Source organism: Ruegeria sp. E8, assembly GCF_056533985.1.
Genome location: NZ_JBQFOY010000015.1, coordinates 57,988 through 80,232 on the forward strand (window position 1 = coordinate 57,988; position 22,245 = coordinate 80,232).

Below are 22,245 nucleotides of genomic sequence, written 5' to 3' on the forward strand. Positions count from 1 at the left end.
ACGAATAAAAACAGAAAGACTACGCGATGTCTCTATCTCACGCTGCTGATCACGGAACATCCTACTCCACCGGCGTCGATCCGATCTTTGGCAAGCTGTCATGGGGGGTTTTCCCCTTTTATGAACCCGTCATTTTCTACACCTTCATAGCAGTCGCTTTGGGTGGCATCGCCGTCGTTGGCGCGCTGACTTACTTCCGGCTCTGGGGGTATCTATGGAAGGAATGGTTCACCAGCATCGATCACAAGAAGATCGGAATCATGTATATGGTTCTGGGTCTGATCATGCTGCTTCGTGGCTTTGCCGATGCGCTGCTTATGCGCCTGCATCAGGCCATGGCGGCCAGCGGTGGTGAGGGGTATCTGAATGCCCATCACTATGATCAAATCTTCACTGCGCACGGCGTAATCATGATCTTCTTCGTAGCGATGCCTTTCGTGATCGGTTTCATGAACTATGTTATGCCGCTGCAGATCGGCGCGCGCGATGTGGCCTTTCCGTTCCTCAATAACCTGAGCTTTTGGCTGACGGTTTCTGGCGCCGTTCTGATCATGATCTCGCTGTTCGTAGGCGAGTTCTCAACGGCTGGATGGCTGGCTTATGCGCCGTTTTCGGGGCTGGACTACAGCCCCAGTGTCGGGATGGACTATTACCTCTGGTCGCTCAACATCGCCGGGATCGGCACCACCCTGTCCGGCATCAACCTTGTGGTGACGATCGTCAAAATGCGGGTGCCAGGCATGACTCTGATGAAAATGCCGGTGTTTGTCTGGACGACCCTGTGCACCAACATCCTGATCGTCGTGACCTTCCCGGTTCTGGCGGCCACGTTGGCGCTGCTGACGGCGGATCGCTATCTGGGCACCCATTTCTTCACCAACGATCTGGGCGGCAATCCGATGATGTATGTGAACCTGATCTGGATCTGGGGCCACCCCGAGGTCTACATTCTGATCCTGCCGATCTTTGGTATCTTCTCGGAAATCGTGCCGACCTTCACCGGCAAGAGGCTGTTCGGCTATACCTCGATGGTTTACGCGACCTGCGTGATCATGGTGCTCAGCTATATCGTCTGGCTGCACCATTTCTTCACCATGGGGGCAGGGGCCAACGTGAACGCTTTCTTCGGTATCACCACGATGATCATCTCGATCCCGACCGGTGCCAAGATCTTCAACTGGCTGTTCACCATGTATAAGGGACGCATCCGGTTCGAGACCCCGATGCTGTGGGTCATGGGTTTCATGCTGACCTTCGTGATCGGCGGTATGACCGGCGTGTTGCTGGCCGTTCCTCCGGCGGACTACGTACTGCACAACTCGCTGTTCCTGATCGCGCATTTCCACAATGTGATCATCGGTGGCGTAGTGTTCGGGATCTTTGCGGGTATCATCTACTGGTGGCCCAAGGCGTTCGGCTTCCAGCTGGAGCCGTTCTGGGGCAAGGTCAGCTTCTGGTGCTGGCTCATCGGCTTTTACCTCGCCTTCATGCCGCTCTATGTGCTGGGCCTGATGGGCGTAACCCGTCGTATCAGCCAGTTCGAGGATACGTTCTATTCGGTCTACTTCATCATCGCGCTTGTCGGTGCCCTGTTCGTGGCAGCAGGGATCGCGGCCTTTATCGTGCAGATCATCGTCTCGATCCTGCGACGCGACGCACTGCGAGACACCACAGGCGACCCATGGAATGGGCGCACGCTGGAATGGTCTACTTCATCACCTCCGCCTTACTACAACTTTGCATTTACCCCTCGCGTCTATGAGTTGGATGCCTTCACCCAGATGAAGCGTGAAGGATTTGTGCGCCCGACAGAGGGGTTCGTGCCGATCCATATGCCACGTTATACAGCGACTGGCATCGTGATGGCCGGGTTCCTGACGGTGATGGGCTTTGCCCTGGTCTGGCATGTCTGGTGGCTGGCCGCGCTCAGCTTTGCAATGACGCTGCTTTACGGCATCGGACACACGTTCAACTATAACCGCGATTATTATGTCCCCGCGGAGGAAGTGAGCGAAATTGAAAACCAGCGGACACAACTGCTGGCGGGGACTTCAGCGTAATGACGGATACATCAAGCGGTACACCAAAAGAGTTCTTTGTGATTGAAGACCCTTATCACGGGGATGATCACGCAGAACATCATCACGAAACCGGAACCATGTTGGGCTTCTGGATCTATCTGATGAGCGATTGCCTGATCTTCGGCATCCTCTTCGCGACCTACGCGGTGCTGGGTCAGAACTATGCTGCCGGCCCTGCACCGGTGGACCTGTTCGAGATCGAGATGATCCTGGTGGCGACCTTCATGCTGCTGTTTTCATCGATAACCTATGGGTTTGCCGTATTGCGTATGGACATGGATGACCAGAAAGGCACGGTGCTTTGGCTGATTGTCACCGGGTTGTTTGGCGCAGCATTCCTGTTCCTTGAGTTCAAGGAATTCAGCCATCTTATCCATATCGGGGCAGGACCCGGCGCAAGCGCTTTCCTTTCGTCGTTCTTCTTCCTCGTGGGCACCCACGGAATGCACGTCTTAGGAGGCAGCGTCTGGTTGATCGTTCTGCTGATCCAGTTGGGTCAACACGGGCTCACCCATGAAAACAAACGCCGGGTAATGTGTCTGTCACTGTTCTGGCACTTCCTCGATCTGATCTGGATCGGTGTTTTCTCATTGGTTTATTTAACTGGGGTTCTGCTATGAGCGATCATGCGCAAGCTGGTCACGGTACCTTCAAATCCTACATGATCGGTTTTCTGTTGTCGGTGGTCCTGACATTGATCCCGTTCTGGATCGTAATGGGCGATGTCATGGATAGCACGGGCTGGGCGATTGCGATCATCTTCACGCTGGGCGCTGCGCAGATGATGGTGCATATTCACTATTTCCTGCATGTCTCACTGAAGGTCGAGGCCGGTTGGCAGGCCATGTCACTGGGTTTGACGGTGTTACTACTGGTGATCGTGATGGCCGGATCGATCTGGGTCATGTTCAATCTCGATGAAAACATGATGCCCGCACATGAGCAGATCGAGCGGGTCCGTAACCTGCCATGAATAAGCAAACGGTAGCGCGTCGACCCTTTTGGGTCACGGCGGTACTGTTGGTGCTGTCAGCAGCGTTGATTGTCGTATTTGTGTTGTTGGGCAACTGGCAGATGCGACGTTTGGCGTGGAAACAGGATTTGATCACGGCCGTTGAGGAAAGGGCGTTTGGTGGTCCGTTTGACCTGCCCTCGCACTTTGACCCAAATCGGCACGCATATCTGAGGGTCTCGGTGGACGGCGAGTTTCTCGATGTTGAACCGGTACTGGTCAAAGCCGTCACAGAAATCGGGTCCGGTTATTGGGTGATGGCACCAATGCAGATTGAGGCCGGTATCCTTTGGGTGAACCGGGGATTTGTTCCTCCCGACCGCAAGGACCCTGACCGATGGGCGGCACCACAGACAATGGTTACAGGGTTACTGAGGCCCGATGCCCCCGGCGGTACCTTGATGGAGGACAACAGGCCTGAAATCGAACGCTGGGTGTCACGCGACACGCAGGCCATGTCGACGGCGCGCAAACTCGGCAAAACCTTGCCTTTTTTCCTGGATTCCGAACTTTTGGATGAACCGAGTGTCTGGCCGCGCGGAGGGCTGACTGTGATCAGGTTCAGCAACTCGCATCTTTCTTATGCGCTGACTTGGTATGCGATGGCTGTATTGTTGGCGGCTGCTTTGATCTACGTGGTCAGAACTGGATCAAAACAGAGGCAGTGATTTAAGTAGCTTATTGTGAAATCAGAAATACAATACAAATTAGTTATCAAAAACAGCCTCATGTGATTGACACAAACGTCATTCCACCGCATCTAAGCGTGAGACAGCCACTTGCTGATCATTCCGGATAGAACCGGTTTGAGGCACGCAGCAATATCGGAAAATATATATTTATTAGTACGTTGCGGACCACTTGTGTTCGCGCGGCAGGCAGAGTGCGACATGGCAAAAAGAAACTGCATCGACAAAAGCTCGAAAGCCGCTGGCGGGTGGGGTGCACTCAAAAGTGTTGGTCGGCAATTGATGGGCAGCGGTAAGCCTCTGTCGGGCGCGAGAACCATGCTGAAAGCGAACCAACCGGATGGCTTCGATTGTCCTGGTTGCGCTTGGGGTGATCCGGAACATGGATCTTCGTTCGAGTTCTGCGAAAACGGCGTCAAGGCCGTTGCATGGGAAGCGACCAAAGCCCGCGTCACGCCTGAATTCTTTTCACAACATACCGTAACGGAACTGCGAGACTGGGCGGATTATGATCTGGAGCATCAAGGCCGATTGACCCATCCGGTGCGCTATAACCCGGATACGGACAGATACGAAGAGGTCGATTGGGATACAGCCTTTGCTGAAATCGGTGCTGCGCTAAACGCTCTGGACGATCCGAACCGGGCAGAGTTCTATACTTCGGGCCGGGCCAGTAACGAGGCGGCGTTTCTCTATCAAATGTTTGTACGCCTGTATGGCACCAATAACTTCCCTGATTGCTCGAATATGTGCCACGAGGCCAGTGGCGTCGCGCTTATAGAATCCATCGGAATCGGCAAGGGGACCGTGCTGCTGGAGGATTTCGAAAAGGCGGACGCGATTTTCGTAGTGGGCCAGAACCCTGGTACAAACCACCCGCGTATGCTGGCCGATCTGCGAAAGGCCACGCAGCGCGGCGCGCGTGTTGTGGTATTCAACACGCTCAAGGAAAAGGGCCTGCACCGCTTTGCTGATCCGCAAAACAAGCTAGAGATGATCCGCAATGGGTCAGAGGCGACCTCGACCGATTACTATCGCCCGCGTCTGGGTGGCGACATGGCTATTTTCCGTGGCATCGCCAAGGTCTTGTTTGCGGCAGATGATGCGGCGCTGGCAACAGGCCGGGCCTCGGTTCTGGACCATAGATTCCTTGCGGAACACGCTCACGGGTTTGACGCTTATCGCGCTGTTGTCGAGCGAACGTCCTGGAAAAAGATCGAAGAGCAATCCGGTTTGACACGTGCAGAAATCGAAGAAGCTGCAGCGATCTACATGGCTTCGGACAAGGTGATCACCACGTGGGCCATGGGGGTCACGCAACATAAACATTCAGTTCCAATGATCCGGGAAATCACCAACGTCATGTTGATGCGCGGTAATATTGGACGGCCCGGGGCGGGTCTGTGTCCGGTGCGCGGTCATTCCAACGTGCAGGGGGATCGGACCGTAGGGATAAATGAAAAAGCCCCTGCATCACTGCTGGACGCAATGGAGCGGGAACTAGGCGTACCGATGCCGCGCGATCCCGGCCATAATGTTCTGCACGCGATTGGTGCCATGCTGAACGGACAGGCCAAAGCGTTCATCGCACTGGGTGGAAATTTTGCGCGCGCCACACCCGACAGCCGCCTGATTGCACAGGCTCTGTGTGACTTGGATTTGACTGTCAATATCGCAACAAAGCTGAACCACGGGCATTTGTTGCCCGGCAAACTCTCATTCATTCTGCCCTGTCTTGGACGGACTGAGATTGACCGAAACTCGGCTGGAGTTCGCCAGATTGTGACAGTCGAGGATTCCATGTCGATGGTGCACGGTTCAGGAGGGATCAACCTGCCCGCTTCAAAGGAGTTGCGATCAGAGGTTCGGATTGTAGCCGGTATCGCAAAGGCGACGGTCGGAAATAGTGTGGTGGATTGGGATGATCTGTCAGATGACAATGACCGTATTCGAGACTTGATTCAGCGGGTCTTGCCCGGGTTTGACAACTACAACGATGCGGTGCGCAAACCGCGTGGTTTCCACCTCTATAACAGCGCTGCTGAACGGGAATGGAAAACACCGACCAGCCGCGCCAATTTCTCGGACGCCGAATTGCCGGACCAGACCGAGTGGCAACGGGTGCAGAGCGACGATCAGGTTTTTGTGCTGCAGACTTTCCGCTCGCACGATCAGTACAACACCACAGTGTACGGCATGGATGATCGCTATCGCGGTGTCTATGGCGAGCGGAAGGTGGTATTCATGCATCCCAAAGATATTGCTCTGCTGGGGTTTGAGGCGGGTGAAAGGACAGACGTTGTCGGATGTCACGATGATGGGATCGACCGCGTTGCCGAAGGATTCCGCCTTGTCCCCTATGACATTCCGCGCGGGTGTGTGGCTGGATACTATCCGGAACTGAACGTGCTGGTGCCCCATCAAACTTTTGGAGAAAAAAGTTTCACCCCGGCCTCCAAATCAGTGGCAGTCCGGTTTCGTCGGGTGGAGGGCTGAGTATGCAGGTGGCGATGATGCAAACCGTCTCGGAACTGCTTGCGCAGAATGAAGAGAGCCTCAGCCCGCTGGGTGCCGGTGTTTTGGCAGCCGCGTATCTTGGCGTGTCGAAGGACAGCCGCAGTTTTTCGGTGCGGTTGGGCGTGGCGCATGCCTTGGTGCTGCGGGAATGTGTAGTTCTGGCAGACGAGCATCGTCTGATCGATCTGGAAGAACGGGGGGAGCGCTCGCAGAAGCTCTTTTTCGCGTTGAACGAACGAGGTTTGCAAGCATTGGACCGGGCGTCTGCGCAATGACCGCTCCGTTTCGAGATAGCCCTAAGGTCCGTTATGCTGCATGCGAAACCGTTTCGGCAGTGGGCATCCCTTTGGAGACCACCAAACAGCTAGTGCTGGCGCAGGAAACACCAGTTGCGCTGGTTTTTGACGGGGCGACAGCGGCGGTCATGATGGCATCGCCCACAGATATACAGGATTTTGCTTACGGATTTGCAATGACCGAAGGGTTTATCTCAGACCCTGAGGAAATCGAGGCTTTCGAACAAGTGGCGCATGAAACCGGGATCGAAGCACGACTCTGGCTGAAAGCTTCAGCGCGACAGAAAGTCAGCGCTCGGCGGCGGTCGATGATGGGCCCGGTTGGATGCGGTTTGTGCGGGGTTGACAGTCTGGAGCAAGCCATAAGACCCGTTGCCCGCATCAGCGACCGGGCGTTTCGGGCAGAGGCCGCAGAAGTAGCTGTGGCGACAGATCTTCTGCGTGATCATCAAGTGCTTCACGACCGTACCAGAATGGTCCACGCAGCCGGTCTTCTGCGGCCTGGACAAGGTATCCTGATGGTTCGCGAAGACGTTGGGCGTCACAATGCATTGGACAAGCTTTTGGGGGCATTGATCCGAAGCGGTGGCGATCCGGCTTCCAGTGCGATTGTGATGACCTCACGCGTGTCGGTCGAGCTGGTGCAGAAAACCGCAGCGATGGGGTGTCCGATGCTGATCGCGGTGTCCTCACCTTCGGCTTATGCGGTCGGATTGGCGGACCAGGCCGGTCTGACGCTTGTTGCCAACGCCAAACGATCCGAATGCGATGTGTTTACCCACGCCTATCGTATCCGATCACCTGACAGATCAGATTAAACCCGCTCGATGCTCTGAGCAATTCGATCAGCTTCCTCCACACTGAGGCGCGGTGGATGCCAGTCCCGTCCCGGAGCTGCATCCAGCAGCTTGCGGGTATAGTCGTGTTTTGGTGAGCTGAAGACCTCGTCTGCGGGGCCGAATTCAACCATCACCCCTTTTTCCATCACGGTGATGTAGTCAGAGATCTGGGCTGCAACACGCAAGTCGTGGGTGATGAAAATGATCGCCATCTGATATCGTTTCTGCAGGTCGTTCATCAATCGTAGGACTTGTTTCTGGATTGACAGGTCCAGCGCCGAGACGGATTCATCAGCGATTACTACATCCGGGTTCATCGACAAAGCACGCGCGATGCCGATGCGCTGGCGTTGCCCGCCCGAGAAATTTCGGGGCGTCCGGTAGTAGGCCTCAGGTTTCAATCCTACCAGTTCAAGAAGTTCCATGGCTTTCTGTTTAGCTTCACGGCCGCTCATGCCTTGCAGCGTTGGCCCACGGGTGATGATATTGCCCACCGTTTGCGTTGGGTTCAAAGAGCCGTAAGGGTCTTGAAAAATCATCTGAATCTCACGCCGTGCCTGTTGCAATGGCTTGTGTTGCAGAGCCAGAAAGTCGTGTTCATTGATCAAAACGGTGCCTTGGGTGGGCTCGGTCAATCGGATCAACGCCTTGGCCAGCGTTGACTTTCCTGAACCGCTTTCACCCACAACGCCGAGAGTTTCACCTCTGCGCAGCGAGAAACTGGCATCCTTGAGCGCATGAACCTGTTTTGGCCCCGCTCCATACACCTTGTGCATCGATTTGACCTCAACGATCGGGGCGTCGTTGCGTGCTGGATCTGGAGTTCGTGTCGTTTCCAGCAACGGCATCGCATCGACCAACAGCTTGGTGTAGTCCTCTTTGGGGTGCATCAGAATCTCTTCGGTTGTGCCCTGTTCGATGATCTTACCCCAGCACATCACAGCAACCCGGTCGGCAACATCGGCGACGACTCCAAAATCATGCGTGATAAAGACGGTAGCGTTGTCGTAGACTTCCTTCAGGTCATTGATAAGCGCCAGAATCTCTTTCTGGGTCGTGACATCCAACGCCGTTGCCGGTTCATCCGCGATCAAGACGTCCGGTTTGCAGGCCAGGGCTATCGCAATCACGATCCGCTGACATTGACCACCTGATACCTGGTGCGGATAGCTGTCGTAAATTCGTTCAGGGGTTGGTAGTTTCATCTGCTCCAGCAGTTTCAGCGTTTCAGCGCGCCGATCATCTTTTGAGATTTCGGGGCGGTGCAACTTGAACACCTCATCGACTTGTTTGCCGATTTTGATTGCCGGGTTCAGGGCCGCCATCGGTTCCTGATAGATCATCGATATCCGGGCACCGCGCATTTCGTTCAATTCGGCTTGCGAGAACTGCAACACATTGTTTCCATTAAACAGAACCTCGCCCGAAGCGACCGCCAGCCGTGGCGGCACATCGTTCATAATTGCACTGGTCATGACCGACTTTCCCGACCCGCTTTCGCCAACGATGCAGGTGATCTCGCCGCGGCGAAGCGTTAGTGAGACGTCTTCAACCGCATGTTTTCGATCCGCGCCCTTAGGCAACTTGATCGAAAGGTTTCTGATATCCAGAATGGCTTCTTTGGCGGCTTCGGTCATGATGGTTTCCCTGTTGGTTCACTGTCTCAGCTGGGGAAACCTGGCTGCCTGTAATCACCCAAACAGCAAATTGGCCCTGTGACAAGTGCCCCTTGACAAACCCGATAGAAAAAGTCAGGAAAGCGTGCCCAGCCGTTTCGTGCTCTCATCGCCAGGCAGCATTGATTTTGTCAGGAAGGAATGGGGCATGGGCCCAGTATCGCAGCCACCACGCGGCTCGACCAAAGATCACATCTCGGATCGAAGTGCACATAATCGCCTTGCAGATTGTGATTTCGATGAATTCGAGTTGCACGTGCTTGAGATCGCCCGTCATTTTTTCCTGGCATTTGCTGATCCAGCGAGTGAGGCTTGGGTCGAGGCGTTCCGTCGTGCAGAGCAGGTGTTCCCGGTTCCATTTGGAGCCACAATCGCAAACGCCATCCTGATTGCACTCAACGATATGCGCCGTAGTCGCATCCGACTGTTCACTTATTCCAACCCTCGCTGTGAAGGTTGTGTACAGCAAATAACCGATGAGGAACGCTACTTTATTTCAGCCCTGAAAGACATTCGCGGCTCTAACCGTGGAATGGCTGAAACGAATTGCATGTTGCTTTGCGAGGGTGGCGATACTTCGAAACTGCTGTCTTCTCTCGAACGGATTGCGATCATCACCGGAGATGTTCAACAGCCGCGTTTCAACTAGTGACTTAATGGAACTGGGCCTGTCCCGGTTTGATGCTGCTGTTTTGACAGCATTTCTTTCAGCAATCTAAGGTGAATCGACATACGCGAGCAGCGGGAAAACAGGGGCAATCAGCTCAAGCACCCCACCAATGTGGCCCACAAAAACCTTTTAGAACTATGTAGACGTCCTAAACTTGTTCGGTCTTCGGCCTTGGTCCGAGCACTGACATGTGTTCGGCCTGTTGTGCGGCCTTTGCCCATGCCGCTGGTCGGTATGGCGTAAGCGGATCCGGTCCATTTCAAAACCCCGTGCTCGAAGCACTCTGCCGCAAGCTAGATTTCCCGATCCGGTCACACGATCCTGATGCCATACCGCCCATCGTCCTCCTTCGTTCCCGCCGCTTCGCAGCGGTACGCGCTCTACGCGTTGGCAGCCGGCACCCGGTAGACTTTCCTTTTCCAAAGAACAGCGCGACCCGTCTGATCCGTTCTGTGCACCTGGAACACGTTCTTAGCCAAATCCAGGCCAATCCGCCAATCTCTTCAATAGATGCCTCCGGTCAGGTTGTGTGCAATCCCTCAATGGCACATCAAGGCCAGCGGGGGTGTGTGCTCCTTCAGGACCATTTTGTACCCAATGACCTCCGGGCTTTCCTCCTAACCAGACATTTGCAACACTAAACTTCAGCGATCTCTCTGAACCAATTCAGCATCTTCGCGAGCAAACTGTCTTTGTTGCGGATAGGGCGGTGCTGTAAAAAGTAAGTCACTTTCCGGTCTGACAGGCTTGGACCAAGGCGTAATATTCGCCCCGTCGCGAGAGCCTGGTCTACAAGCCCATGCCACCCCAAGCCGATACCATCCCCGGCTTCTACGGCCTGCAAGAGAAAAGGGTAGGCATCGAAATTCGAAGTGTGTCGAAATGTGGGTGCATCACGCTTGGCCAACGCAAACCACTTTGCCCATGTCATGAAGCCGGAATCTCTGACATCAAAATGCAAAAACAACTCGGGCGGCACAGTTTCTATCGAACATGAAGCCTCGGGATGCGATGCCAGGAAATCCGGGCTGCAGATCGGAAAGACTTCAGATTTTACGAGTGGAAAAAATGGTCTCTCTGGCAAGCGTGAGATGTCCCAAACCACCGCCGCGTCCAAGCGGCTGAGGTCAATATCCCCAAGCTGGTCGGTTGTCACCACGCGAACCTGTGCGCCTTCCAAACGTTTTCTGAGATCAGAGAACCGCGGCATCAACCATTGGTCGGCGAAGCCATAGGTGCAGGCCAGCGTTACCTCCGTCCTTTCGGGTGGCGATGAGATCTCATTCCAAACCTGATCGAGATGCCCGAATCCAAGAGACACTGCATCGGCCAACCGCTCAGCGCTGGCGGTCGGGGTAATCTGGTTGTTGTTTCGCTCGAACAGGGGCATTCCCAACCGGTATTCAAGAGTCGATACGTGCCTTGAGACAGCTGGCTGGCTTAGCCCCAGCTCTTCGGCCGCGCGTTACAGGTTGGAGTGGCGCACCACGACCTCAAGAACAAGCAGGGCATTCAGCGAACCGGATATGGGGCGTATCACTCTTTCCATAACAAAAATTTATAGACTGTATCAGGTTTTCGCCAGTGGATTTTAGCAATTGTGGTGGGTAGGTTCACTCAACAAACATCCGCCCATGATAAACCTTTATGAGAGGTCCGAATGTCTGACCGCCCTTTGTCTTCCGTTCGTGTGCTTGATTTCGGTCAATATCTCGCGGCCCCATTGGTCGGCATGATGCTGGCCGATATGGGGGCAGAGGTAATCCGGATCGATCCACCTAATGGCCCCGCCTTCGACGATCCTGCGTTCCGTATGATTTCGCGCGGGAAGAAAACCCTGACGCTGGACCTGAAAAGTGCTGAAGGGCGCGACGCTGCAATGGAATTGGCCAAGCGCGCAGACGTGGTTTTGGAAAACTTCCGGCCCGGCGTGATGGATCGACTAGGATTGGGTCCGGACGCATTGCACGCTGTGAACGATCAGTTGGTATATTTGTCGATGCCAGGTTTCGCCTCGACCGATGACGGATTGGCTGGCTTGCCCGCTTGGGAGGCTGTGATCGCCGCTTATACCGGACAGTTCACCGATATGGGGCTCAACCGGCGCCTCATGGGAATAAATCCTTCATTCACGCCGCTGACCCTGGCTTCGGCTTACGGTGCAAGCTTCGGGGCCATGGCAGTTCTGTTTGCTTTGAATGCTCGGGACAGGAACGGTGGCGACCATATCGAAGTCCCTCTGGCTTCAGCTCTGCTGGAGGGTTTGATCTACAATTGCGAACAGATCGAGGATTATCCTGAACGCTACAAATCCCCGCGCGAGGTCGAGCTGGACCGGCGAGCCGCTGAAGGCTTGCCAATGAACCTTGAGTTCGACGAACTGTCAGAATTCCTGGACCCGTTTTATCGAACCTATACCTGCTCGGATGGGCGCGGGTTCTATGTGGTCTCCGGGTCGGTTGCGACCCACCCGCGCCGCGTGCTGGAAGCGTTGGGGTTGAACGAACTGGCGGATGAATTGCCTGATTTTTCGGCCTATCTCGACACCAAGGATTGGCCCGCAGAATGGTCGATGCGGAACTACCCGGTTGGGGCATCGGACCGAGAGCGCGTATCCACGGCCATGAAACAGGCGTTCCTGAGCCGCCCGGCGCATGAGTGGGAAGAGATTTTCGGAACTGCAAAGGCACCTGCGACGGCACAGCGTTTCAGCAAGGAATGGTTGGCGGACCCACATGCATTGGCCTCGGGGCTGGTTCTTCGGGTCGAGGATGCCCGGCACGGTGAGATGCGCCAGATGGGCAACGTGGCCTGGTTGTCCGAGGACAAAGCGGCGGCGGACAAAATTGGCCCAACGGCTGCGGAATTGGACGCGTTGCTGGCCGAGGCTCCACGGGCCAACGGCGTCACAGGCAGCGGCGGCTGGTTGGACGGGCTGAAAGTTCTGGACCTGACCAATGTCATTGCAGGACCGACCATTGGGTCAACTCTGACGCGATACGGGGCTGATGTGACGCTGGTGCAGCCGGTTGAGCCATCGGTTGATCCCTGGAACACGGTCGTATTCGGCATCCACGCCCAAAGGGGCAAGGAAAGCATTCTGCTGAACCTGCGCAGCGACGATGGGCAGGAGGTTCTGGCCAAGCTCATCGCCGAGTCTGACGTGATCACGATGAACGGCACGGATCAACAGCGCGACAAGCTGGGACTTACTCCTGAACGCCTCAAAGCGATCAACCCGCGCCTCATTCTGGTTCAACTTGACGCGTTTGGGGGGCCGATACGTGGGCCGAAGTCCGACCACCTAGGTTACGATGATCTGGCACAGGCGGCGACCGGTGTCATGGTGCGCTTTGGCGGCGGCATGAACACGCCCGAAGAACATGCTCATTTCGGAACCATAGATGTCTTGACCGGTTTCTGCGCCTGCGTGGCATTGGGTAGCGCGCTGTGGCGGCTGCGTGAAACAGGGAAAGGTGGCATTGCCCGGGCGTCTCTGGCGGCGGCAGGTAACCTTATTCAGGCACAGTTCATGTATGACTATAACGGTCGTGCGCCCTTTGACGAACCCGCAGGCCGTGAGGCCTTGGGTTGGGGTCCGTTCTACCATTGCTACGAAGCTGCGGATCAATGGATGTTCTTTGCTGCGCCGACCGAGCGGCAAGCGGCACTTGCTAGGGTTTCCGAACTGGCCGATCTGGAGGATGCACCGCTGGACGACCTGCACGCGCTATTGGTGGAGCGCTTCAAGACGAAACCTCTGTCCTTTTGGCAAGATGCATTCGCAAAAGGTCAAAGCACAGTGGTTCCACTGGCGTCGCTGCATGAGACGCGCGACAAGGCACTGCAGCTTGAAAGTAAGGGCGATGTCGACCTTCAGAAGGCAACGTTCCGCGTTATCCGCCACGATCAACATCCGATGGGCCGATGGTGTGATCTTGTTGCGCCGAACGCTGTTCGTCCTTCCAGTGGTAAAATCACCATTCCCGGACCAATGCCAAAATACGGCGACCACACCAGATCTATCCTGGCGCGGCTGGGATATGCCGACGCAAAAATCGATCAAATGATCGCAAACGGTGCCGCCGGAACAAGCTGGTCGGAGAAATACCTGCCCGAATAGCCAGATCTGAAAGGGCGGATTCGGTTGGGTCCACCTCTTGTTTTCGTCACTAAAAGGAGGGTCCAAATTTCTGACGAAAACTCAAAGGCTTTGAAGGTGTAGAGGCCCCCGCTGGCCTAGTTGTGACATTGTGGGTTTGCAATGGGTCAAGCTTTGCGTGTCCGGGTCGCACAAATGGATTGTTTCTGCGCGCGAATCCATCGGTGTCGCGGCGAGGCACTGGATCTGATGTGCCAGGTTTGGGCAATCGATTCTGCAGGCTGTTCGAACGGTACTGGACAAGACGCGAAACCCCTGAAGGTGGTGTTCTGCAGGTTGGACGGCATGAGTGCGACGCAATCCGTGCCGCGCAGCAGCGAGGCGACCATCGAGAAGCTGGGCAAGCTCATTGCGATATGCCGGTCGCGCCCAAGCTCGGCCAGCGTCCTGTCCACTTCAGTCTTTCGGAAACGGTGCGGCGACATGATGATGTGATGGGCCGCACAATAGCGGTCCAGCGTATCGGGCGGCCCCCGATGGGCCGCGTTGAAGTAGCAGATATCCCGGTCATGGGTGATGATGCGCTGCTGAATGAGGTCGGTTTCTTCGGATTTTAGTTCCACGGACAGAACCAGATCCGTCTCATTCCGGCGCAGCAGGCTGGCCCATTCGTCCTGACTATAGGCGCGCATAACGACAAGCTGAAGCCCGGGTGCCTGCTCTCTCAGTTGCCGTGCCAGCGGATTGATAACCAGCTCGATTTCGTAATCGCTGGCAGCGATGGAAAAGGCGGCTTCGTCTGAGGCGGGGTCATAGCTTTCCGCCTGCACGAACCGCTCCATGGCATCGAGAATCCACCGCGCCTCGTCAATCAGCTCATCCGCTCTCGCAGTGGGCGTGATGCCACGGCCCAGCGGAACGAACAACTCATCCCCGGTGACGGCGCGCAACCGGTTCAAACCATTACTGAGCGACGATTGGGACATACCAAGCGACCGCGCTGCAGCAGTGACCGAGCCAAGCTGATACACCGTTACAAACATGGCGGGCAATCGGCCATCGAGTGCAAAATGATCGAATCTGTTCATGGGTCATATCAAATAGACGCGGTCGCCAAGGCGCTGACCGCCGATCCGGATGTCAAAGTCGACCTTTACCGCACAATCGCCAAAGGACCCTAAGCTGATATTCTTTGCAGTGGATGCGTGTGTTGGCCATGAGGCGACGCTGAACCAGCGAGTTGGGGTTCACGCTGCTGTTTCCGGAGCGCGCTGGATAGACCGTTGGCAACCCTAAATCGAACATCGCAATGTCCGCTTCGCCATACCTGGAAGCTGATGTCTCAATCTGGTTGGATCAGGCTCAAGCCGTCTGCAAAGACACGGTTCCATTTGATGATCGAATACGACTTCCTTAGGCCAGTCGGCCAAAATGGATCTTCATGCACCAGTTTGTCCACATCGCCCTCGGAATCTGCTTCAACGATCCATAATCCGTCGCGTCCTTGCCGGTCTGCGTCAGACAATGGGCCAGCAGCCTCAATATTGTCTGCGTTTCGCTCGAGGAAATCGAGGTGCTTCGCCATATGCGTTTTGCGGATATCGGGGTCAGCGTCTGGTGCGTCTTCGAACAGGATGATGAACTTCATTTCTGGCCTCCAAAAAGTTATCTGTAAGCAAGACTGCCACATCAAATCCGAAGGTTGAGTCGGCAATTTGGACGATCTACTCTGCAAAAATGCAGGGCCACGATTGGAACGATATTAAACATCTCCTGGCGCTTTACCGCGAGGGAAAGCTCATTCAAGCAGGACGGGCGCTTGGTGTAAGCGAAACAACGGTGGCCCGTAGGATCAAGGCGCTTGAGCAGTCGTTGGAAACCACGTTGTTCTTGCGCAGTGCCAAGGGACGGTACGAACCAACGGACGCTGCACTGCAAATCTTGATTCATGCGGAAACTATCGAGGCAAGTAACGCGGCACTTAGAGACATATCAGGTAAGAGCGCAGATGGTGTTACGGGCAGCGTACGCATAAGCTCCGTGCCAATTATCGTGAATCGCCTTCTCGTCCCTGGCCTTGGTGCTTTGGAGCGTTTGCATCCAAGCCTTACTGTTGAGTTGGTTCCGACTTCATACAACTTGGACCTGTCGAAACTGGAGGCGGATCTTGCGGTGCGCTTTGCCCGTCCGTCGGAGGGAGGTTTGCGAACCAAAGCGCAAAAACTCGGGGAGCTTTCTTTCGCGACCTACGCGGCAAGCTTCATCTCACCGGATCAACATGCAGAGTTGAGGTGGATCACCTATGACGATGCACATTTGGACCTGCCGCAGGCGCGTTGGCTTGAAAGCGCTGCAATATCTTCCGGACTGCGCACCAATCTGAAAGTCGCAGATGCTGAGACGGGGATGCAGGCCGTGGCAGAAGGAATTGGGAAGACACTTTTGCCACGTGCGATAGCATCAGGTGACGCGCGATTCAGAGAAGTCGAACCAGAAGGTGACGCTAGATATCCAGCTAGGGAAGTCTGGTTGCTATCGCATATTGATCAGGCAGCGAGACTATCAATCAAGGCAGGCAAAGACTGGTTGTCCGGTCTGGATTGGTTTTGAACAGCGATGCGAAAGCGGCCATTTACTCGCGGCGCAGTACCGTTGGGCCTTGAACCGATCTACCTGAAAGGTGAAATCATCGGTCAAATCTCGTCTTGCGCTTTCGGCTTCCGCGTTGGCAAACCCGTCGCGCTTGGCCATGTTTGCTAAGGTCGCGGTGTAAGGATTCTGGGCCTTTGAAGAGGGATACAGTATATTTCTTCTTAGGTTGCATTGGACATTCACTCAATCTGACAAAAGGGCAACGACCTGATCTGTTTCGGCTCTTCTGCGTGATTGATGTGGTAGCTCGACAACGAGGGACAAGCTTGTCGGGCAGGGATCTGTGTGCAGTGCCGCTAGCGTTCCGGTGGCCAGAGCATCTTCGATCAAACACAAATGCCCCATCAACACGCCTGCACCTGCCTTGGCCTCTTCGACAGCAAGACTGTAAAGCGAGAACCGAGGGCCGCTTCTTTCATCATTCACATGAATACAAGTGCCTTGGGACCACGTTGCCCAATCATCTTTCCAAATCTGATCATGGAGCAGCGGAATGCCCTGAAATCCGTTCGCGCCTTTTGCCCGGTCCAAAAGAATAGGCGCACACACCGGGACGATTTCATCCCGGCTAAGGACAACTTGGTTGGGGGAGTTGTGAGGCTTCGAGAAGAAGATCGATAGATCGAACATCTCTCGTGAAAGGCTGGGTGGGTTTTCCAGCGCGGTTACGGAAAAATTGACATCTGGCAGCTGTGCTCTGATCCGCCGCAGCCTTTTGGGCAGCCAGAGTTGGGCCACGGCAGGCAGGGCCGCGATGTGAAAATCAACCTTGGGTTTGAGGTTACGCAGTGCTCGGGCGGCATCGGCCAATTGGTCAAAAGCCGCGGTGAACTCCGCGACCAGAGACTTCCCTTCGGGCGTGAGCTCAACACCTTGGGCATTGCGACGAAAAAGCGGCGTACCTGCCCAACCTTCCAGCGCCTTGATGTGCTGAGAAATCGCGCCCGGCGTGACGTTTAACTCTTCGGCTGCCGCCACAAAGCTGATGTGGCGGGCCGCTGCCTCAAAGGCGCGCATGGCGTTCAACGGAGGGCCCTTGGGTCGTTTCGGAGCGACGCTCATTTCATTAGCCTTAGTTTTTCTACGCCAAGAAATAGCAATTCTGCTTTGCGATGTCACGCCGCTGCAGTCAGAGTGCAAAAAACAGGAGGATGTCAGATGACACTTGCACAAAGAGATTGGGTGCCTGCCACCAGCGAAACCCTGGTTCAGGACATTGCGGCAAAGGCAGCTTCGACATCTTCGGAAGATCTGCTTGCCCGGATAGAACATCTGGCGGAAGAGAACCGCCGGATACATGAAGAGGAGTGTTTCAACCTCAACCCGGCAACAAACGTGATGAATCCCAAGGCCGAAGCGCTTTTGTCTTCCGGGATCGGATCCCGACCGTCGCTGGGTTATCCCGGTGACAAATATGAAATGGGGCTGGAGGCGATCGAAGAGATCGAAATCATCGCCGCAGAGCTGTGCGCCGACGTCTTTGACGCCAAATTTGCAGAAGTTCGGGTGCCTTCAGGCGCGATTGCCAACCTCTATGGCTTTATGGCGACCTGTAAGCCGGGTGACACAATTATCGCGCCGCCTGCATCGATTGGCGGGCATGTGACGCACCATTTGGCTGGATGTGCGGGGCTGTTTGGTCTGCGTACGATTGAAGCCCCCGTTAACGCCGACGGCTATACCGTTGATCTGGATCGGCTACGCGACCTCGCAAAAACCGAGCGACCCAAGCTGATCACGATTGGTGGAAGTCTGAACCTTTTTGAACACCCGGTCGCCGAAGTGCGCGCCATTGCCGATGAAACCGGTGCCAAGGTCATGTTCGATGCCGCCCATCAATGCGGCATCATTGCTGGGCGCGCGTGGTCCAACCCGTTGAAAGAGGGCGCGCATTTCATGACCATGAGCACCTACAAAAGCCTTGGCGGGCCGGCCGGAGGTCTGATTGTTTCGAATGATCCTGAAATCGCCAAGGCGCTGGATTCCATCGCATTCCCCGGAATGACGGCCAATTTCGACGCCGCCAAGACGGCGGCGCTTGCGGTCACCATGCTGGATTGGAAGGATTATGGGGTGGCTTACGCGCAAGAGATGATCTCGATGTCACAGGCGCTGGCAAAGGCACTGGATGCGAAAGGTGTTCCCGCCTTTGCTGGTGCACATGGGTTTACCAACTCTCACCAATTCGCGATTTTGGCAGCGCCCTATGGCGGTGGGCAGGCTGTGTCCAAGAAACTGCGCAAAAGCGGATTCCTCGCCTGTGGTATCGGTTTGCCAGTCGACCCGGTGGACGGAGATATGAATGGTCTGAGGATCGGAACGCCGGAATTGGTGCGTTGGGGCATGACCTCCGGAGACGCAGAGCGTTTGGCTGACCTGATCAATCGAGGCATCAACGGCGAACAAATTCTGTCAGACGTCTCGGCCTGGCGACGGGAATTCGACCGGCTGCATTTCGTGCATTAATCGTAGGTCCCGCGTGTTCAGGTCACCCTTTTCCTCTGATCGTCCATGCCCATCGAGCACAGGATCGGCGTTTTGCTTTGGTGGGATTGAAAGGTGGACTTGTCCGACAATCCTGCCCAATCGGCAAGGATCAGGGATTGCGCAACGGCACCGCCCAAAGTGGTGCCGGGGCCGGTAACAATGAACAGATCCGGGGCGAACTCCCTTGCCGCTTGTGCTATGGCGCGTGTGAAATCATAGGTTTCGGTCACCTGATGACCCAATGTGTAATCCCTCAACGCGTTCAGGTCGCAGGCACCGGGCCACCAGATCTGACCGCGCCCGTCGATCATGGGCAGGCCCGGTTGCCGGAAGAGGTCAACACTCAGACCTGCGCGGCCTTGCGCCGCCACCGGAGCCTGAAGGTGCGAATGAAACCCGGCATGGTTGGCCAGACGCAAAGGAAAACGCTCCTGCACCACCGGCACGGCCTTTTCGAACGCGTCCAACCCGGCGTCGTCACCTGCCAGCACCAACATCCCGCCCAAGTCAATCGACAAGCTCAGCGTTGCTTTGGTGCCGTTGATCTTGTCCACCAACGCAAGCAACTCTGCCTTGCGGGCCTGATCGGGGCGCCAGTCGGTACCCATGAAAGGGTAGACCAGTTGCCCGCCGATCATGTTTTTCTGCATCAAGGTGCCCATGGTGTTGACCACTTCGAACCCACCTTCGGCAGATAAGGCTCCACCGCAGGCCAGAGCCGAATACCAGCCCATCGAGTTTCCGGTCACTGCCACCACTTCAATCTTATCGGGATCGATGGCACGGAAATCGCCCAACGTAGCAGCATAGATTAGGGCCGAAGCATTGTCGCCGCGCGTATGTTTGGCGATGGAATAGCGCGCGGCACCGTCCAGTTCGCTCAGCGTGTCCTGACCCTGAGCGCGCCTCATCTCATCGAAGCGCGCCAAAAGGGCTGTGTCAGTGAATTGCCGACCCAAAACACCCAGTTCGTGTTTGTTATAGGTGCCCCGGCCAGGGCAGATGACAACGGCGGTTTGTTTGGCGGAACTCATTTGCCATTCTCCAACAGGGATCGTGCAGCGGCTTCGATGCTGTCTTTCGATGGCATGGTTGCGGCATAGGCCGGGCCGGTGGCGATAAAACTGTCTTGGGCGGTGATGCGAGCCAGCGGCACATCCGTCGTTTCGTGAAAATGCGCCATGAGCGCTTCGGCCACGCCGCCGTGATGGCGGGTCTCGTCAACGATCAGAATATGTTTGGCCCCGGCCACGGCCTGCGTCAGCGCCTCTTTTGGCAAAGGGGAGAGCCAGCGCATGTCAACAATCCGGGTCTTGATCCCGTCGGCATGTAATTTCTTGCGCGCCTGATGGCTGAGGTAGACGCCGTTTCCAAAGGTGACAATCGCCAGATCGTCGCCCCTTCCATCCACGCCCACCTCTCCGAAGCCGATCTTTTCGGATGGATCGGGATAGGTTTGCATCCAACCGCCGTCTCCGGCCTCGTGCAGATCCCGCATCGGGTAGAGGGCAATGGGTTCGAGGAACACCACCAGTCGCTGTTCTTCACGCGCCAGACGTACACATTCGCGCAGCATCCGCGCAGCGTCCGCACCGTTTGACGGGCAGGCCAGGATTAGGCCGGGTATATCTCGCAAAACGGCGACCGAGTTGTCATTGTGGAAATGCCCACCAAACCCCTTTTGGTATCCCAGCCCGGCAATGCGCACGACCATCGGGTTGGTGTATTGCCCGTTTGAGAAAAAGGGCAGAGTCGCAGCCTCGCCACGCAGTTGATCCTCGGCATTGTGTAGATAGGCCAGAAACTGGATTTCGGGCATCGGAGTGAACCCGTTCTGAGCCATTCCGATGGCCAGCCCCAGGATCGACTGTTCATCCAGCAAGGTGTCGATCATCCGGTCGGGTCCAAACCGCGTTTGCAGCTTTTGCGTGACGCCGTAAACACCACCCTTTCGCCCGACATCTTCGCCCATCATGACGATCTCGCCGTGGTCCAGCATCAGATCAGTCAGCGTCCAATTGATCAGCCGCGACATGATCTGCGGCTCGGCCTGTGCCTTGAGATCTCCACCGAACATTTCGGCCCGGCGTTCGGGTGTGGGGCCATTGGTTGGTGTACAGGGTCGCGCGGGTGGGATCAGGCTGGCCATCACCTCCTTGGCGTTTTGCAGGCGAGGGCGTGTGATGGCCTGATCGGCCACGCGGGCAACCCGGGCGCAGGTATCGTCATAGACGTTTAGCGCCTGTTCAGGGCGCATTGCGCCAATTTGATCCAACAGGCGAACGGAATGCAGCAGAGGGTCATTGGCCTCTTCGGCCTCAACCTCGGATTTCGGCATATAGGTGGTGGGCATATCCGCGCCCGCGTGGCCGTATAATCGCACGGTGCGGATGTGTAGAAAGGCGGGTTTCTTGCGGCTGCGCACGTAAGCTGCGGCCTCTTGCGCGACGCGGAAAGTGTCGAAGATATCCAGCCCGTCGCAGCGGAAGTACTTCAATCCCGGACGGTTCGCGAACGTGGCGGCTATCCATCCTTTCGGGGTTTTAGTCGAGATACCGATCCCATTGTCTTCGCAACAGAACAAAAGGGGCAGGGGAACAGATTGAAAGGACGTCCACTGCGCCGTGTTGAACGCGCCTTGTGCGGTGGAATGGTTGGCCGAGGCATCACCGAAGGAACAATAGACGATGGCGTCCTCGGGCATTTCCGCGTGTTCCGGACGGTGCCGCCGCGCAGCGCCAATGGCATAAGCAGCGCCAACTGCCTTGGGCAAATGGCTGGCGATAGTCGAGGTTTGCGGCGGAATGCACAGTGCTTTTGATCCCAGAACCTTGTGGCGTCCGCCGCTGATCGGGTCCTCGGAGGACGAGGCAAAAGACAGCAGAATGTCCCATGTCGGACTTTGACCCGGCACCTGGTCGGATCGGGCGATCTGAAAGGCTGCATCGCGGTAATGCAGAAAGGCCGGATCGGTCGGGCGCAGGGCTGCCGCAACAGCCGCCATGCCCTCATGCCCGGACGATCCGATCGTGTAGAACCCCTGACCCGCCTTCTGCATCGCACGGCTTTGCCGGTCCAGCGCCCGGCTCAGGCATTGCGCCCGGTAAAGCGCCACGGCGTCGGTGCCGGTCAGAGGCCCCGCTGGTGCGGCACCTTCGGGAAAGTCCCGCGCCGCAACCCGGCGCAGGAAATTGTCATGCACGATTGCGGCGCGATCCATGTCA

General features: G+C 56.0%; 19 protein-coding genes and 1 pseudogene. 12 read left to right on the plus strand and 8 right to left on the minus strand.

The genetic code is table 11. The features are described from left to right. Nucleotides 1-26 precede the first annotated feature (26 nt). The 7 genes from cyoB to fdhD all read left to right on the plus strand — a co-directional run bounded on the left by cyoB (nucleotide 27) and on the right by fdhD (nucleotide 7,413). Nucleotides 27-2,060: a cytochrome o ubiquinol oxidase subunit I gene (cyoB, locus tag ACR0LF_RS17430; RefSeq protein WP_480582551.1), complete on the plus strand. Its 2,034-nt coding sequence runs from the start codon at nucleotides 27-29 to the stop codon at nucleotides 2,058-2,060. Then, nucleotides 2,060-2,701 (plus strand): cytochrome o ubiquinol oxidase subunit III, encoded by a 642-nt coding sequence (cyoC, locus tag ACR0LF_RS17435; RefSeq protein ID WP_480582553.1) that lies wholly within the window; start codon nucleotides 2,060-2,062, stop codon nucleotides 2,699-2,701. The genes cyoB and cyoC overlap by 1 nt, the downstream gene beginning before the upstream one ends. Then, nucleotides 2,698-3,054: a cytochrome o ubiquinol oxidase subunit IV gene (gene cyoD, locus ACR0LF_RS17440; RefSeq protein WP_480582555.1), complete on the plus strand. Its 357-nt coding sequence runs from the start codon at nucleotides 2,698-2,700 to the stop codon at nucleotides 3,052-3,054. The genes cyoC and cyoD overlap by 4 nt, the downstream gene beginning before the upstream one ends. Further along, nucleotides 3,051-3,761: an SURF1 family protein gene (locus ACR0LF_RS17445; protein WP_480582557.1), complete on the plus strand. Its 711-nt coding sequence runs from the start codon at nucleotides 3,051-3,053 to the stop codon at nucleotides 3,759-3,761. Before cyoD ends, ACR0LF_RS17445 begins: the two co-directional genes overlap by 4 nt. 222 nt (nucleotides 3,762-3,983) lie before the next feature. Further along, nucleotides 3,984-6,278, plus strand: coding sequence for an FdhF/YdeP family oxidoreductase (locus ACR0LF_RS17450; protein WP_480582559.1), 2,295 nt, complete (start codon nucleotides 3,984-3,986; stop codon nucleotides 6,276-6,278). A gap of 2 nt (nucleotides 6,279-6,280) precedes the next feature. Beyond that, entirely contained in the window at nucleotides 6,281-6,574 is a 294-nt protein-coding gene (locus ACR0LF_RS17455; RefSeq protein WP_480582561.1) for a hypothetical protein, read from the plus strand. After that, nucleotides 6,571-7,413, plus strand: a complete 843-nt coding sequence (fdhD, locus tag ACR0LF_RS17460) for a formate dehydrogenase accessory sulfurtransferase FdhD (RefSeq protein ID WP_480582563.1) — start codon at nucleotides 6,571-6,573, stop codon at nucleotides 7,411-7,413. The genes ACR0LF_RS17455 and fdhD overlap by 4 nt, the downstream gene beginning before the upstream one ends. On the opposite strand, the gene ACR0LF_RS17465 is transcribed toward fdhD, so the two are convergent. Continuing rightward, nucleotides 7,410-9,071 (minus strand): dipeptide ABC transporter ATP-binding protein, encoded by a 1,662-nt coding sequence (locus tag ACR0LF_RS17465; RefSeq protein ID WP_480582564.1) that lies wholly within the window; start codon nucleotides 9,069-9,071, stop codon nucleotides 7,410-7,412. The two genes, fdhD and ACR0LF_RS17465, sit on opposite strands and share 4 nt — an antisense overlap. A gap of 124 nt (nucleotides 9,072-9,195) precedes the next feature. Between ACR0LF_RS17465 and ACR0LF_RS17470 the strand changes: the two genes are divergently transcribed. After that, nucleotides 9,196-9,759, plus strand: a complete 564-nt coding sequence (locus ACR0LF_RS17470; protein WP_480856441.1) for a hypothetical protein — start codon at nucleotides 9,196-9,198, stop codon at nucleotides 9,757-9,759. A 658-nt stretch (nucleotides 9,760-10,417) separates the two neighbouring features. Here ACR0LF_RS17470 and ACR0LF_RS17475 read toward each other — a convergent pair. Both ACR0LF_RS17475 and ACR0LF_RS17480 read right to left on the minus strand, forming a co-directional pair. Continuing rightward, nucleotides 10,418-11,101, minus strand: coding sequence for a LysR substrate-binding domain-containing protein (locus tag ACR0LF_RS17475; protein WP_480582628.1), 684 nt, complete (start codon nucleotides 11,099-11,101; stop codon nucleotides 10,418-10,420). Nucleotides 11,102-11,128: 27 nt separating this feature from the next. After that, a pseudogene (locus tag ACR0LF_RS17480) lies at nucleotides 11,129-11,233 on the minus strand (LysR family transcriptional regulator); the annotation flags it as partial. A gap of 207 nt (nucleotides 11,234-11,440) precedes the next feature. Here ACR0LF_RS17480 and ACR0LF_RS17485 point away from each other — a divergent pair. After that, nucleotides 11,441-13,903 carry a CoA transferase gene (locus ACR0LF_RS17485; protein WP_480582568.1) on the plus strand — a complete coding sequence of 821 codons (2,463 nt, stop codon included), beginning with the start codon at nucleotides 11,441-11,443 and terminating at the stop codon, nucleotides 13,901-13,903. A 146-nt stretch (nucleotides 13,904-14,049) separates the two neighbouring features. Here ACR0LF_RS17485 and ACR0LF_RS17490 read toward each other — a convergent pair whose 3' ends face one another. Both ACR0LF_RS17490 and ACR0LF_RS17495 read right to left on the minus strand, forming a co-directional pair. After that, entirely contained in the window at nucleotides 14,050-14,970 is a 921-nt protein-coding gene (locus ACR0LF_RS17490; RefSeq protein WP_480582570.1) for a LysR family transcriptional regulator, read from the minus strand. Nucleotides 14,971-15,224: 254 nt separating this feature from the next. Then, nucleotides 15,225-15,530, minus strand: coding sequence for a YciI family protein (locus tag ACR0LF_RS17495; protein WP_480582572.1), 306 nt, complete (start codon nucleotides 15,528-15,530; stop codon nucleotides 15,225-15,227). Nucleotides 15,531-15,619: 89 nt separating this feature from the next. Here ACR0LF_RS17495 and ACR0LF_RS17500 point away from each other — a divergent pair, with 89 nt between their 5' ends. Beyond that, nucleotides 15,620-16,492 (plus strand): LysR family transcriptional regulator, encoded by an 873-nt coding sequence (locus ACR0LF_RS17500; RefSeq protein WP_480582574.1) that lies wholly within the window; start codon nucleotides 15,620-15,622, stop codon nucleotides 16,490-16,492. Nucleotides 16,493-16,498: 6 nt separating this feature from the next. Then, nucleotides 16,499-16,642, plus strand: coding sequence for a glycine cleavage T C-terminal barrel domain-containing protein (locus tag ACR0LF_RS17505; protein WP_480582576.1), 144 nt, complete (start codon nucleotides 16,499-16,501; stop codon nucleotides 16,640-16,642). A gap of 75 nt (nucleotides 16,643-16,717) precedes the next feature. Here the strand turns inward: ACR0LF_RS17505 and ACR0LF_RS17510 are convergent, their stop codons facing one another. Further along, a complete protein-coding gene (locus ACR0LF_RS17510; RefSeq protein ID WP_480582578.1) occupies nucleotides 16,718-17,596 on the minus strand; it encodes a LysR family transcriptional regulator in 879 nt (292 codons plus the stop codon). Nucleotides 17,597-17,692: 96 nt separating this feature from the next. Here ACR0LF_RS17510 and ACR0LF_RS17515 point away from each other — a divergent pair, with 96 nt between their 5' ends. Continuing rightward, entirely contained in the window at nucleotides 17,693-19,000 is a 1,308-nt protein-coding gene (locus ACR0LF_RS17515; protein ID WP_480582580.1) for an aminotransferase class I/II-fold pyridoxal phosphate-dependent enzyme, read from the plus strand. 17 nt (nucleotides 19,001-19,017) lie between these two features. Here ACR0LF_RS17515 and ACR0LF_RS17520 read toward each other — a convergent pair whose 3' ends face one another. Then, nucleotides 19,018-20,055, minus strand: coding sequence for an ACP S-malonyltransferase (locus ACR0LF_RS17520; RefSeq protein ID WP_480582582.1), 1,038 nt, complete (start codon nucleotides 20,053-20,055; stop codon nucleotides 19,018-19,020). Then, a complete protein-coding gene (locus ACR0LF_RS17525) occupies nucleotides 20,052-22,241 on the minus strand; it encodes a dehydrogenase E1 component subunit alpha/beta (RefSeq protein WP_480582583.1) in 2,190 nt (729 codons plus the stop codon). The genes ACR0LF_RS17520 and ACR0LF_RS17525 overlap by 4 nt, the downstream gene beginning before the upstream one ends. Nucleotides 22,242-22,245: the final 4 nt, after the last annotated feature.

Bases quoted from the DNA above. Each gene is read 5' to 3' on its own strand.
- cyoB (WP_480582551.1), top strand. From the start codon at position 27: ATGTCTCTATCTCACGCTGCTGATCACGGAACATCCTACTCCACCGGC.
- cyoC (WP_480582553.1), top strand. From the start codon at position 2,060: ATGACGGATACATCAAGCGGTACACCAAAAGAGTTCTTTGTGATTGAA.
- cyoD (WP_480582555.1), top strand. From the start codon at position 2,698: ATGAGCGATCATGCGCAAGCTGGTCACGGTACCTTCAAATCCTACATG.
- ACR0LF_RS17445 (WP_480582557.1), top strand. From the start codon at position 3,051: ATGAATAAGCAAACGGTAGCGCGTCGACCCTTTTGGGTCACGGCGGTA.
- ACR0LF_RS17450 (WP_480582559.1), top strand. From the start codon at position 3,984: ATGGCAAAAAGAAACTGCATCGACAAAAGCTCGAAAGCCGCTGGCGGG.
- ACR0LF_RS17455 (WP_480582561.1), top strand. From the start codon at position 6,281: ATGCAGGTGGCGATGATGCAAACCGTCTCGGAACTGCTTGCGCAGAAT.
- fdhD (WP_480582563.1), top strand. From the start codon at position 6,571: ATGACCGCTCCGTTTCGAGATAGCCCTAAGGTCCGTTATGCTGCATGC.
- ACR0LF_RS17465 (WP_480582564.1), bottom strand. From the start codon at position 9,071: ATGACCGAAGCCGCCAAAGAAGCCATTCTGGATATCAGAAACCTTTCG.
- ACR0LF_RS17485 (WP_480582568.1), top strand. From the start codon at position 11,441: ATGTCTGACCGCCCTTTGTCTTCCGTTCGTGTGCTTGATTTCGGTCAA.
- ACR0LF_RS17490 (WP_480582570.1), bottom strand. From the start codon at position 14,970: ATGAACAGATTCGATCATTTTGCACTCGATGGCCGATTGCCCGCCATG.
- ACR0LF_RS17495 (WP_480582572.1), bottom strand. From the start codon at position 15,530: ATGAAGTTCATCATCCTGTTCGAAGACGCACCAGACGCTGACCCCGAT.
- ACR0LF_RS17500 (WP_480582574.1), top strand. From the start codon at position 15,620: ATGCAGGGCCACGATTGGAACGATATTAAACATCTCCTGGCGCTTTAC.
- ACR0LF_RS17505 (WP_480582576.1), top strand. From the start codon at position 16,499: ATGCGAAAGCGGCCATTTACTCGCGGCGCAGTACCGTTGGGCCTTGAA.
- ACR0LF_RS17510 (WP_480582578.1), bottom strand. From the start codon at position 17,596: ATGAGCGTCGCTCCGAAACGACCCAAGGGCCCTCCGTTGAACGCCATG.
- ACR0LF_RS17515 (WP_480582580.1), top strand. From the start codon at position 17,693: ATGACACTTGCACAAAGAGATTGGGTGCCTGCCACCAGCGAAACCCTG.
- ACR0LF_RS17520 (WP_480582582.1), bottom strand. From the start codon at position 20,055: ATGAGTTCCGCCAAACAAACCGCCGTTGTCATCTGCCCTGGCCGGGGC.
- ACR0LF_RS17525 (WP_480582583.1), bottom strand. From the start codon at position 22,241: ATGGATCGCGCCGCAATCGTGCATGACAATTTCCTGCGCCGGGTTGCG.